This is a genomic window from Desulfobacula phenolica, from assembly GCF_900105645.1.
Taxonomy (GTDB): Bacteria; Desulfobacterota; Desulfobacteria; order Desulfobacterales; family Desulfobacteraceae; genus Desulfobacula; species Desulfobacula toluolica.
Genome location: NZ_FNLL01000004.1, coordinates 350,571 through 362,392 on the forward strand (window position 1 = coordinate 350,571; position 11,822 = coordinate 362,392).

Below are 11,822 nucleotides of genomic sequence, written 5' to 3' on the forward strand. Positions count from 1 at the left end.
ATCATGGACAATAAAAAAATCACCATCATTGATGAAACCCTAAGGGAAGGCATGCAGTACAGGGGAGTGATGTTCTCCCAAAAGCAGCGGATAAAAATTCTTGAATTCCAGGAAAAACTGAACGTGGATATCTGCCAGGCAGGGTATCCGCCTGCCCATGACCTTGAAGCAGATGCCGTCAAAACACTGTGCCGGCATGCCAAAAAAAACGATTATAAAATCCGCATTGCCGCCATGGGACGGGCTAATCTTCATGATGCCGCAATCCTGCTGGACACCGGGGTGAAAGATCTGCATTTCCATTTACACATCAAAAACACTGTCACACCAGGTCATCTTAATAATGTTCTTGCAGACCTTTTAACCACCATTGAGTTTGTCAAAAAAAAAGCCCCTCACGCAGTCCTGTCAATTGCCATGCTGGATATCGGCAGATCCGATGATGCTATTATGGAACACTGCATTTCAATCTTAAATCTTCATTCTGTAGACATACTCTCTTTGCCGGACACCTCGGGAATCATGTCACCCAACCAGATCTTTGACAAAATACACCGGTTTTCCGCCAAAACCCAAAATCCCCGCATATCGGTTCACTGCCACAATGATCTGGGCATGGCCTCAGCCAATAGTGTGATGGGAATCATAGCCGGTGGACAGTTTCTTGAGGCGTCCGCCCTGGGCATTGGAGAAAGAAATGGGATTGCCGACCTTTACACCACGGCAAAAACACTACAGAATCAAGATTTTGATATCAATCTCAACACAAATGATATCAACACATTCAAAGCCTATTATGAGTATGTTGATGCCATCGTTTATGAGCAACACAATCACCACTTGTTAACCCTCAACACCCCTGTCTTTGGTGATGCAGTCAAAACCCATGTGGCCGGAACTCATGCAGGAGGCAACTTTGGCCTGGCATCGGAAGAAAAGTTCTTTTTAAACATCTTATGCGGCAAAAACCTGGTAAAAAAATACCTGGACCTTCACGCCATTGAGTATCCTGCGGACATGCTGGATATCCTGACCTTGAATATCAAGTCAAAAAGTACACAACTGAATCGCTGCCTGACCCTGACCGACATTAAATGCCTTGTTGCTTCATTATTGGATTAAAAAACCATTGCAAACCTATGAGGGTTTGTATTTGACTAATGTGCTGTTAATAAATATACTAAACGGATTGAAAAATTTTATTTTAAGGAAAATTGTTTGAATATTGATATTAAAGGAATTGTTATTATTTGCGGTAATTACGGCAGCGGTAAAACCGAAACAGCCGTAAATCTTGCCCTGAAACGAAAAATGGATGGCCTTGACGTAAAAATTGCGGATCTTGATCTTGTCAATCCCTATTTCAGAACCCGTGAGGCAAAAGGTTTGCTCGAAGATATGGGCATTGAGGTGGTCTTGCCTGACAAACGATACATGCATGCGGATCTGCCCATTCTCACCGCTGAGGTTGCCGGGATGATTCAGCAGCCGTCGGAATTGACCATCCTTGATGCAGGTGGAGATGATGTTGGGGTAACAGTGCTGGCTTCACTGGGAAACCATCTGTCCAAAAAAAAGGTTTGCATGCTGCAGGTGATCAATCCGTTCAGGCCTTTTACAGAAGATGTCCAGGGCTGTATCAAAATAAAAGAGGAGATCGAAATATCTTCAAAAATGAAAATAACAGGACTTGTCGGCAATGCCAATCTTATTGACGAGACAACCCCTGATCATATTTATAGCGGATATGACCTGTTAAAGGAGGTATCTGCGGCAACAGGAATTAAAATCGAATTTATCACGGTTTGTTCATATTTAATACCACAACTTGAGATGGGTCGTTTTACCTGCCCGGTATTGGAAATAGACAGAAAAATGAATCCACCCTGGAAATTGTTTTAAACCATAAGGAGTAGTTTCAATAAGGAGTAGTTCAAATGAAGTATCAACATATCATTGATTCTGAGCGTTGCAAGGGCTGCGGCCTGTGTGTCAATGTCTGCCCGAAAAATGTTCTTGAAATCACGGACAAAGTGAACGCAAAAGGACATTTTCCAGCCTTTCAGGCCCGGCCGGATGATTGCATTCACTGTACCATGTGCTGCATCATGTGCCCTGATGTTGCCATCAGCATCGTTGAAATCGAAAAAGAGACCATTGAATAATTAATAAGGATAAAAAATAATGGCAAAAGTGTTAATGAAAGGAAATGAAGCAATTGGCGAAGCCGCAATCCGGGCCGGATGTAAAAATTATTTTGCATACCCCATAACCCCCCAGTCCGAAGTTGCCGAATATCTGGCAAAAAGACTGCCGGAAGTTGACGGTGTTTTTTTGCAGGGAGAAAGTGAAGTCGCGGTCGGATACATGATTTTTGGTGCTGCAGGTGCAGGTGAAAGGGTAATGACAACATCTTCCAGCCCAGGTATCAGTTTGATGAGTGAAGCCCTCTCCTATATTGCAGGGGCACAATGTCCTGCCGTATTTGTCAATATTATGCGCGGCGGCCCTGGCCTGGGCGGAATCCTGCCGTCTCAGGGAGATTATTTCCAGGCCACCAAAGGCGGCGGACACGGAGATTACCACCTGCTGGTGCTGGCACCGGACGGTGTCCAGGAAGCCGTTGAAATGACCATGAGCGCGTTTACACTGGCGGAAAAATACCGGGGCCCCGTGATGATAATGGGTGACGGCTTGATCGGGCAGATGATGGAGCCCGTAGAGTTCCCCGAGGATCTTAAAACGGAACCGTCCGATAAAGACGACTGGGCCACAACCGGCATGGACAATCGAAAAAGCGGCAAACGCAATCTTGTAAAATCGCTTTTTCTTGATCCCACGGAACTCAACAACAACAACCTGGCACTGAAAGCCAAATATGACCAGATGAAAAAAGAAGACGTGCAGTATGAAGGATACAATACTGACACGGATTATAAGGTACTCATTGTCAGTTACGGCACCATGAGCCGAGTTTGCAAAACAGCCATTGACATGATGAAAGAAGAAGGGATCGAAGTCGGCCTCTTAAGACCCAAAACCCTGTTTCCGTTCCCGGAAAAAGCGGTTTTTGATGCAGCAACCAAAGAAAGCTGCAAATCGGTTATCAGTATTGAAATGAGCATGGGACAAATGGTCGAGGATGTGGAGCGCTGCGTTAAGGGCCAGAGAGAAGTTGATTTTTATGGCGAATGCGGGGGAGATATTCCCACACCTGAAAAAATTACCGATATTATCAAAAGACTGCTCTAACCGCAAAATTTAGGAGAAAGATATAATGGGAAAAGCATTTTCAAAGCCGGAAGCACTCAGTGATAATATGACGCATTATTGTCCCGGCTGTACCCATGGTATTGTTCACAGGCTTATAGCAGAAGCCATTGATGAGCTGGGTATCAGGGGAAGGACTGTAGGTATTGCTCCGGTGGGGTGTGCAGTGCTGGCGTATAATTATTTTAACTGTGACTTCCAGGAAGCCGCACATGGAAGGGCACCTGCCATGGCAACTGGAATGAAACGGGTGAGACCGGATCTCATCGTTTTTACTTACCAGGGCGACGGCGACCTTGCCAGCATCGGCATGGGTGAAATTATCCATGCAGCCAACCGAGGCGAAAAATTTACCACTATTTTTATCAACAATGCCATCTACGGCATGACCGGCGGCCAGATGGCACCGACCACCATGCCGGGTCAGAGGGCCACCACAGCCCCTGCCGGACGGGATACTGATCTGACCGGGATGCCCATCCGAATGGCAAACCTGCTGGGCGAACTGGTCACCCCGGGATATGTTACCCGGCAGGCAGTATTAAAGCCCCAGCAAATCAATAAAACTAAAAAAGCGATTAAAAAAGCATTTGAATACCAGATCGAAGGAAAATGTTTCAGTTTTGTGGAAGTGATCAGCACCTGCCCGACCAACTGGGGCCTGACCCCTCTGGATGCATTAAAATGGGCCGAGGACACTCTGCTGCCCTATTATGAACTGGGAGACTACAAAGTACCTGAATAGAATTTGAATTTAAATTCGTATTTTACTTTTATAATCGTTTTTTTGAAGGAATAAAAACCAATGCAAACAGAAATAAAATTTGCAGGATTTGGCGGACAGGGAATTTTGCTGAGCGCAAAGCTTTTAGCATATGCCGCAATGAAGCAGGGATTTTTTGTCGCCTGGGTCCCCTCATACGGACCGGAAATGAGAGGCGGAACCGCCTATTGTACCGTGGTTATCGGTGACAAGCGCATCGGATCGCCCATCATTAAAAATCCCAGCCATCTTGTGGCAATGAACCGCCCGTCCCTGGAAAAATTTGCCGATGACGTAAAACCGGGCGGTGTAATTTTAATCAACAGCTCTCTTATTCCAACCCGAAGCGGAAGAGATGATATTATAGAATTAATTGTTCCAGCCAATGAGACAGCCATAAAAACCGGCAGTGTCAAATGTGCCAACATCATAGCATTAAGTGCATTTGCCGCGAAATCAAAGGTTGTTGACCTGGATCTTTTAAAAGAGTGTGTTAAATCGGAATTTTCAGCCAAACCAAAAATCATTCCGCTGAACATGAAAGCGTTTGATGAAGGCGTAAATATCGCAAACAACAGTTAAGGTTAGGTTAACCTTAACCACTCAATTTTATGACTTAAGCTGTCTAATATGAGGGTCAGGCTTGTTTTATTGTGCTTTTCAAAACATATCATCAATCGGCAAAAAAAACGCAATAATGAAAGCCTGACCCAGCAAATTTCAGCAACTCCTAAAGTCGGGTTACAAACTAAAAAAAAAGGAGGCAGCATGATCAGAATAGAAATATCACTTTTTCTTAAAAATGCACCCGGAGAACTGGCACAATTAACCGAGCTTTTAAGTGAAGCCGATATTAACATTGATGCCATCACGATCCAGGATGCCTCTGCCTATGTCCAGAACCTTTTTGAGGCCAGGGGCAAATCCTTAAAACGGCTTGCATCCTCGGCAAGCTATAGCTCTATGAGCAGGGATTCCGCTCAATTTGCCCTTATCCGGCTTGTTGTGGACAAGCCTGAAAAAGCCATGGATCTGTTGAATGAAAAAGATTATCTGTTTGATTCAAAAGAGGTTGTGGCCATTAAGATCACCAACAGTCCTGGAGAATTGACAAAAATTACCAGAAAATTTGGCGAGGAACAGATCAATATCAATTATGTTTACGGGTCTGTTACGGATTCGGCCGGCAAATGCCTGTTTGTCTTCTGTCCCGAGGATGTCAAATCGGCTGCCGGCTTTTTTCAAGATGGTTATTAGCAAATTATTTTTTTTATAACCGATTTAAATTGCTAACCAAATCTGTTTGCAATTATCAGTTGAATAAATTATTTTTATACGTTAGGTATATCCGGTTAGTGTCATTAAGATGAGTTCTACTTATCCGAGATTTGTTTTTAGAAAGACGGTTATGAAAAATGATGCATGTGGTTTTACTCTAATTGAAGTCATTGCTATTCTCCTTATTGTCGGCATCTTGGGATCGGTCGCAGCAAGCCGATTAATTAATATCCAATCGGTTAATTCAGTGGTTGAGGCGGACACCATCAGGAACCGCATTCGTTTTGTCCAGTCCATGGCAATGAAAAGCAGCAGCTTCGGAAGCACTTCCGGGGAAAAATGCCGGGGAATCAAATGCCATCAAAACTTTTACTGGTTTTTCATTGGAAACGATTCAGAGGATGCAGGCAATCAGTTGAAGTTTCCAGGCGAACAGGATGTAAAAATAGCGCTTTCAGGTGTAACCGTTACCCCGTTCACAATTTTTTTCGATGTCTATGGCATTCCCTACACAGCCTTTACCGATGAAACCACAAATACCAGGCTAATGAACCCTCTCCAGATAACGGTAGGAAGCAAAACCATGACCCTGCTTCCCGAGACAGGATTTATTCAATGAAAACAAACGACCTTTATTCTATCCGGCAGATGGGCTTTACCCTTGTGGAGGTCATTATAACACTGCTCATGAGCGCTATTCTCGGAACGATCCTGGTTCAACTCGGGGGAACTGCCCTAACTAAAAGCGGCAGCACGGTGATAACCGTCATGGATGAAGTTGCCGGGCAGAAGTTGATGGAGGAGGTGGTTGCAGATTATGTAAGAGAGATCAATACAGATCCTGATAATGCCCTTAACAGCACCATGAACAACAACTACGGTACGGGGAACCAGGTGGTAAAACAGTATGTGACTTTTACAGGAGGGGTTATCTCCCCCCAAGGAACACCCGGCAATACCTTGATGGTTACGGTGAGTTCAGGCGGACATAAACTCACCACTCTTTTTGCAAAAACAAGAACCGCTTCATCCAATGATCCCAAGGAAAAATATTGAACATGAACAATCTCAGGAACGAAACAGGGAGTTCATTGCTTTTCATCATCATTACCATAATTGTTTTGGGGGTTCTCGGCACTGGAATGCTCTCCTTGTTTACCTCCTCTACGGTCTCGGTCTTCACTCCGAATTATTCTCTCAAGGCCCGTTACATGGCAGAGGCGGGAATTAGATATGCAAAAGGTGAGATGAGAAACGCAACTGACTTGGCAGCTGCGGTATCCACACTTAACAATAACGGTAACGATTATGTGCCGGAGGATGGAAGCGGTTTTACCTTGAATATATCGGGAAATTCCTCACCATACACCATCGTCTCCACAGGTTTTTCGGGCACAGGGGCTGCCGCTTCATACATAGAACTTTCAGACACCTTCGCGTTTGAAGATGGCTCCGGATCAGGCGGCAAGGATTTCGAATTCGTGGTTTCCGGAGGCAGCGGAACATCAATCCATGGGGCTGCGTCTGTAGAAGGGGGCATCAGCACTGCAAATGACTTTTCAATTCACGGAAGCGGAATACTGAAGGGGGATGTAAATGCCGGAGGAGATGTAACGGTCAACGGAAGCGGTAAAGTAGCCGGAGATATTGTTTCAGGAGGAGATATTGATGTCAGGGGAAGCGGAAATATTACCGGGAATATTGATGCCCAAGGAGATGTAAGCCTCACAGGGGATGCTCTTGTCGTCGGGGATATCACAGCCAAAGGAGATGTGGTGATCAGCGGCAGCAGCAGAGTTCTTGGAACTATCAATGCGGGAGGAAGCGTAATCATCAGTGGCAGCGGAAGCGTCGGGGGAAATATTGTCGCGGGCGGTGATGTGACACTCAAGGGTGGAAGCGTCGGTGGAAACGTTGACTCCGGGGGCAGCATAAGCCTTCATTGGGGATGCTCCATCGGGGGAAATGCAACTGCCGCAGACAGCATAGACTACAAAAGTTCAGAGGATATCGTCGGTTCCATATTGAAGCATACCGCATCTCCCCCAAGGCTTCTTCCACAAGACCCCGAAGAATATTACGAACCTGCCATACAATTCCCGGATATCCTGTTCACGGCAGGAGGAACAGATATCTGCGGTACAGGGACTCCACTCGCTCCGGGTAAATACGGCGTTCTTGAGACTATCTGGTCTTGCAAGAAAATCTACCTGAAGCCCGGAAAATACTATTTTGAGGAAATTGATGCAAAGGCCTGGTCCTCTGCCCTGTATCTTGATCTCTCCGACGCCACTGAGGAAAAGGGCATTGAAATTTTTGTGGTGGGCAATGCAAATTTTGGATCAGATTTCAAGGTAATGGTCTCCACGGACGGCATAAATTACGAAGATTCCGCCACGGTGGATAATTCGCTTGCCGCTCATCTTTATCTTGAAACTAGAGGAGAGTTCAATATGGGGTCGGGCGGACAGTGGTTCGGAGCTGTTTACTCCTGGGACAAATTGAGCATCTCCAGTGGACACAGCAGTTATATCGGTTCGTTTTATTTAAGAGATTTGACTAAGTTGGATATTAACAGCGATATTAATATCATTCTGATACCTTCAAACTACATAAGGAACAACTGGTAACAAAATGATAGACAAATCAGGTTTTACGCTTGTGGAAATCATTACGGTAATCGTTCTATTGGGAATCATCGGCCTGTTTTCTTCTATGTTTTTAAATTCTGGGGTAAAAACATTCCTCTTTAGCCGGACAAATTCGCAAACTGCATTGAATGCCAGCATTGCGTTGAACCGAATCGGCCTGGAACTCAAGGATATAAAGAATGTTTCCATCCAACCCAATGTTTCCATTGCCTACAAAAACAACAGTCCAAGCCTGCCAGGTTCACGAACCCTCACCTTTGGCTCTGGAGATAAAATCATTCTCACCGTTGACGGAAACGCTTATACCCTGCTCGATAATATCAGCTCCCCCACACTCACTGGCACCTATGACGACCTCGACTATGACGGGATTTCCGACAATATCTCCGGTATAGAAATCGGTTTTAATGTTGACATCAACGGCATTTCCAAAAGATTCAGTACAAAAATTTATCCTAGAAATTTTTGAAATAGTCATCTCGATTCTTTTTAAACCGTAACAAAGGTATTACTGGAATGTAGACCCATAAAGATGAAGGGTTGAGCATGATAATAAATGCCCAACCCTTTTAAAAAACTTTCACTCATCACGTTTCAATTAAATAACCTCAGACAAACAGGAATCCTAAGAAGTGAGTGCAATTATTATGGTAGAGTCCAGGTACCTGATGCCGCATATTCAGTATCACCGTTACGATCTGCCACTCCTATCGTGACAACATTACCTGCTACTGAAGTTGTCACTGTCCAAATATCAGGAGCAGTTCCTATGGTTTGCGTAGCACCTAATCCCGATGCGGTCATAACTTGAGTAATTGTTGCAGTACCGCCATTGTTCAACATCGCCTTTCCCCATGCTATTGAAAGAGTCCCTTTCATTTCCGCTACTTGCCCAACAGCAGCTTTAGCTTTTGCATCCGTTTGCAGATCCAAGTATTTAGGTACTGCAACTGCAGCCAGAATACCCAGAATAACCAGAACAGCAATGATTTCAATCAAGGTAAAACCTTTTTGATTTCGAATAATGTTTCTTTTTTCCATTTAAACGAACTCCTTTTAAAATATTAACTATAAACCCGAATTTACCCGACAGAGGTATATTCACAAACCTTCTGTCAAACATCTTTTACAACAACATAGCAGACACTAATATACACAAAACGTGCCGCCACAAAATATTTTTGTTAAAAAAAATCACACAGGACAATATTGCAGGGTTCACAACTTTCCCCTGTCATTTCACGGCAAATTTTCAGCAGCAAAACAGATGCAAGGTTCTCCAGATAATGGAGACGATTCTCCAGATCATGTAGGGGTCATCGGAAAGCATTCACATCAATCTTGTATTTTTTCACCCGGTTCCAGAGACTGCGCTGTTTGATGCCGAGGATATTGGCCGCCTTGACCTGAACTCCGCCAGTGCTTTTCAAAGCTTCGCAGATCATGGTTTTTTCAAATTCAATAAGGGTTTCATCAAGAGACAGACCATTAACCTTGAGGGCAGTTCCTGCCGAAAAGGCCTGAACTTTGTCCCGGGTTGATTTCAATAGATCTGGCAGATGTTCACATCCCACCACACTTTCGGCATCTGCCAGGACAACGGCACGTTCCACAATATTCTGAAGTTCCCGGACATTGCCCGGCCAGGAATGGCCTTTGAGCAGATCCAGGGCGGCGGGATCAAATTTTTTTCCAGGTGCGTTACAGCTCAGAAAATGGATGGCAAGAACTTCCACATCTTCTTGTCTTTCCCTCAAAGGAGGCAGAAAAATAGGAAAAACATTGATGCGGTAAAAAAGCTCCTCCCTGAAACTTCCTTTCCTGATCATGGTTTCCAGATTTTTGTTGGTGGCGGCAAGGATGCGGACGTTGACCTTAATCACGGTGTCTCCCCCAACCCTGAGAAACGATTGTTCCTGAAGTACCCTCAAAAGCTTTACCTGTAGTTCCAGGGGCATATCGCCAATCTCGTCTAGAAACAAAGTACCCCCGTCAGCCTGTTCAAAACATCCCTGCTTTTGGGCCACAGCCCCGGTGAATGACCCGCGTTCATGGCCAAAGAGTTCGCTTTCCATCAAATTAGGGGAAACAGCAGCGCAGTTAATAGTTATAAACGGGTTGTCTTTTCTGGAACTGTGTTCAACAATGCTCCCGGCAACAAGTTCTTTTCCAGTGCCGCTATCTCCGCAAATCAACACCGTGGCATCTGTCCGGGCCACCTTGGCAACCTGGGCAAGAACCTGGTGCATGGCACGGCTCTTTGCGACTATATCCGGAAAAAGGGTCTCATTGTCCAGGTTGGTCAGGGCATGGGCTGCCTGGTTAAATATTCTGGTAAATTTTTCCATCTCATCAGGGGAATGCTCAGGCTCATCCATAATCGTCTCTTTGGTCCGGACAGCCTGGGAATCTTTAATTTTTTCAATAAAGGTTTCAGACGGTTTCAGGATAAATCGGGTCAACACATACCCAATGGCAAGGGAAAGCAGAAAAATCAAACATCCGGCAGCAGCAAAAAAAAATTTTCCTGATCCGTGTTCATCGGCAAAATAACCGGTTATCCGATAGGTGACAACAAAAGAAAAGACTGTATACAGCCCGAAAATCAGTGGAACAATAAAATAGATATTGAAAAATATTTTTTTCATGGCCCTTATTGTACCATCTGAGTCAAATCCCACATGGGCAGAAAAATCGCAAGTGCAAAAAAACCCACAACCGCAGCAAGTCCGATCATGAGTATTGGTCCGATGGCCTCTGACATGCCTTTTGTGGCATATTCAACCTCGGCATCATAATGAACGGCAATCTCTTGAAGCATCTCATCAAGATTCCCGGATTCCTCGCCAACCGCAACCATATTGATCACCATGGGGGTAAAATACCGGGCCTGTCCCAGAGGCCGTGAAATACCTCTGCCCTCTTCCAGAAGCCCTCTTATTTTCTCAAACTCCCGGGAAATGGCGGCATTATTGATGGTATCCGTCAAGATCTGCATGGACTCCAGCACGGTGATGCCACTGGACTGAAGAATGGAAAAAATACTTGAAAACCGCGACATTGAGGATTTGACAAACAAAGGGCCGATGATGGGAATGCGCATCAGCCCGATATCTTTTAACAGCCTTCCCAAATCCGTTTTAACGAACCAGACAAGACCGACAATAAAAATGATTAATATAATACACATATAAAGCCAGTAGTGGTTTAAAAACTCATACATCATCATGCAGATCTGTGTTGGAACAGGAAGTTCTATTCCCGCTTTTTCAAAAATAGACACAAACTTAGGCACCACAAACGTAAGAAGGATCATAAATGCCACTGCAAGAAATGTCAACACAATCAAGGGATACCGGGCTGCTGATTTAATATCGTTCCTGACCTTTTCTTCATGCTCAATAATATAGATCAGCCGCTCCAGAATTCTGGGAAGGGAACCTGACTCTTCTCCTGCTTTTATCATGGAACAATACAGACGTGAAAATGCGGATTTATGGGCGGAAAAGCCTTTGAACAATGATGAGCCCTGTTTGACGTCTTCCTTCATTTTAGCCGTGACCTTTTTTAAGGACTTGTTTTCCGTCTGAGCCTCCAGAATCTGAAATATCATCAAAATAGACACCCCGGCCTTTAACAAAGTCTTAAACTGCTTGGTATATAAAATCAGATCCTTTGCCTGCACCTTGCGTTCCAGGAACTGAAAAGCCGATGCCCGGGAAATTTTTTCTTTCACGGATTCAGGAATATGGCCCTGGCGGGACAGAAGTTCCAATGCAGCCTGAGAAGAATCAGCTTCGATTTCCCCGGAAATGGTCTTTCCGTTTTCATTAACAGCTTTAAACAGATATATTGCCATA

At 44.6% G+C, this 11,822-nt stretch carries 14 protein-coding genes; 11 read left to right on the top strand and 3 right to left on the bottom strand.

What is annotated here, in order from left to right; all coding sequences use genetic code 11:
• Positions 1-3: 3 nt before the first annotated feature.
• From BLT94_RS08730 to BLT94_RS08780, 11 genes are all read left to right on the top strand, one after another.
• Complete coding sequence (locus BLT94_RS08730; protein WP_092232826.1) at positions 4-1,122, top strand: hypothetical protein; 1,119 nt, start codon at positions 4-6, stop codon at positions 1,120-1,122.
• A gap of 96 nt (positions 1,123-1,218) precedes the next feature.
• Positions 1,219-1,902, top strand: a complete 684-nt coding sequence (locus tag BLT94_RS08735; RefSeq protein ID WP_014956238.1) for a hypothetical protein — start codon at positions 1,219-1,221, stop codon at positions 1,900-1,902.
• 35 nt (positions 1,903-1,937) lie between these two features.
• Positions 1,938-2,165 carry a 4Fe-4S dicluster domain-containing protein gene (locus tag BLT94_RS08740; protein ID WP_014956237.1) on the top strand — a complete coding sequence of 76 codons (228 nt, stop codon included), beginning with the start codon at positions 1,938-1,940 and terminating at the stop codon, positions 2,163-2,165.
• A gap of 19 nt (positions 2,166-2,184) precedes the next feature.
• Positions 2,185-3,252: a 3-methyl-2-oxobutanoate dehydrogenase subunit VorB gene (vorB, locus tag BLT94_RS08745; RefSeq protein WP_014956236.1), complete on the top strand. Its 1,068-nt coding sequence runs from the start codon at positions 2,185-2,187 to the stop codon at positions 3,250-3,252.
• A gap of 25 nt (positions 3,253-3,277) precedes the next feature.
• Complete coding sequence (locus BLT94_RS08750; RefSeq protein WP_014956235.1) at positions 3,278-4,015, top strand: thiamine pyrophosphate-dependent enzyme; 738 nt, start codon at positions 3,278-3,280, stop codon at positions 4,013-4,015.
• A 60-nt stretch (positions 4,016-4,075) separates the two neighbouring features.
• Entirely contained in the window at positions 4,076-4,615 is a 540-nt protein-coding gene (locus tag BLT94_RS08755; protein ID WP_092232829.1) for a 2-oxoacid:acceptor oxidoreductase family protein, read from the top strand.
• Positions 4,616-4,801: 186 nt separating this feature from the next.
• Positions 4,802-5,290: an amino acid-binding protein gene (locus BLT94_RS08760; RefSeq protein WP_092233012.1), complete on the top strand. Its 489-nt coding sequence runs from the start codon at positions 4,802-4,804 to the stop codon at positions 5,288-5,290.
• 151 nt (positions 5,291-5,441) lie between these two features.
• A complete protein-coding gene (locus BLT94_RS08765; RefSeq protein ID WP_175530307.1) occupies positions 5,442-5,930 on the top strand; it encodes a pilus assembly FimT family protein in 489 nt (162 codons plus the stop codon).
• A complete protein-coding gene (locus BLT94_RS08770; RefSeq protein WP_092232835.1) occupies positions 5,927-6,367 on the top strand; it encodes a type II secretion system protein in 441 nt (146 codons plus the stop codon). The genes BLT94_RS08765 and BLT94_RS08770 overlap by 4 nt, the downstream gene beginning before the upstream one ends.
• 2 nt (positions 6,368-6,369) lie before the next feature.
• Positions 6,370-7,941 (top strand): polymer-forming cytoskeletal protein, encoded by a 1,572-nt coding sequence (locus tag BLT94_RS08775; RefSeq protein WP_092232838.1) that lies wholly within the window; start codon positions 6,370-6,372, stop codon positions 7,939-7,941.
• Positions 7,942-7,945: 4 nt separating this feature from the next.
• Positions 7,946-8,431 (top strand): prepilin-type N-terminal cleavage/methylation domain-containing protein, encoded by a 486-nt coding sequence (locus BLT94_RS08780; RefSeq protein WP_092232841.1) that lies wholly within the window; start codon positions 7,946-7,948, stop codon positions 8,429-8,431.
• A gap of 176 nt (positions 8,432-8,607) precedes the next feature.
• Here BLT94_RS08780 and BLT94_RS22590 read toward each other — a convergent pair whose 3' ends face one another.
• From BLT94_RS22590 to BLT94_RS08795, 3 genes are all read right to left on the bottom strand, one after another.
• On the bottom strand, positions 8,608-9,003 hold the full coding sequence (locus BLT94_RS22590) for a prepilin-type N-terminal cleavage/methylation domain-containing protein (protein ID WP_092232844.1): 396 nt from the start codon (positions 9,001-9,003) through the stop codon (positions 8,608-8,610).
• Between the two features lie 275 nt (positions 9,004-9,278).
• Positions 9,279-10,610 (bottom strand): sigma-54 interaction domain-containing protein, encoded by a 1,332-nt coding sequence (locus tag BLT94_RS08790; protein ID WP_092232848.1) that lies wholly within the window; start codon positions 10,608-10,610, stop codon positions 9,279-9,281.
• Between the two features lie 5 nt (positions 10,611-10,615).
• Complete coding sequence (locus BLT94_RS08795) at positions 10,616-11,821, bottom strand: type II secretion system F family protein (RefSeq protein WP_092232851.1); 1,206 nt, start codon at positions 11,819-11,821, stop codon at positions 10,616-10,618.
• Between the last annotated feature and the right edge of the window lies 1 nt (position 11,822).

What these genes read in the sequence shown, in the direction of transcription:
- BLT94_RS08730 (WP_092232826.1), top strand. Translation starts at nt 4, where the DNA reads ATGGACAATAAAAAAATCACCATCATTGATGAAACCCTAAGGGAAGGC.
- BLT94_RS08740 (WP_014956237.1), top strand. Translation starts at nt 1,938, where the DNA reads ATGAAGTATCAACATATCATTGATTCTGAGCGTTGCAAGGGCTGCGGC.
- vorB (WP_014956236.1), top strand. Translation starts at nt 2,185, where the DNA reads ATGGCAAAAGTGTTAATGAAAGGAAATGAAGCAATTGGCGAAGCCGCA.
- BLT94_RS08750 (WP_014956235.1), top strand. Translation starts at nt 3,278, where the DNA reads ATGGGAAAAGCATTTTCAAAGCCGGAAGCACTCAGTGATAATATGACG.
- BLT94_RS08755 (WP_092232829.1), top strand. Translation starts at nt 4,076, where the DNA reads ATGCAAACAGAAATAAAATTTGCAGGATTTGGCGGACAGGGAATTTTG.
- BLT94_RS08760 (WP_092233012.1), top strand. Translation starts at nt 4,802, where the DNA reads ATGATCAGAATAGAAATATCACTTTTTCTTAAAAATGCACCCGGAGAA.
- BLT94_RS08765 (WP_175530307.1), top strand. Translation starts at nt 5,442, where the DNA reads ATGAAAAATGATGCATGTGGTTTTACTCTAATTGAAGTCATTGCTATT.
- BLT94_RS08770 (WP_092232835.1), top strand. Translation starts at nt 5,927, where the DNA reads ATGAAAACAAACGACCTTTATTCTATCCGGCAGATGGGCTTTACCCTT.
- BLT94_RS08775 (WP_092232838.1), top strand. Translation starts at nt 6,370, where the DNA reads ATGAACAATCTCAGGAACGAAACAGGGAGTTCATTGCTTTTCATCATC.
- BLT94_RS08780 (WP_092232841.1), top strand. Translation starts at nt 7,946, where the DNA reads ATGATAGACAAATCAGGTTTTACGCTTGTGGAAATCATTACGGTAATC.
- BLT94_RS22590 (WP_092232844.1), bottom strand. Translation starts at nt 9,003, where the DNA reads ATGGAAAAAAGAAACATTATTCGAAATCAAAAAGGTTTTACCTTGATT.
- BLT94_RS08790 (WP_092232848.1), bottom strand. Translation starts at nt 10,610, where the DNA reads ATGAAAAAAATATTTTTCAATATCTATTTTATTGTTCCACTGATTTTC.
- BLT94_RS08795 (WP_092232851.1), bottom strand. Translation starts at nt 11,821, where the DNA reads ATGGCAATATATCTGTTTAAAGCTGTTAATGAAAACGGAAAGACCATT.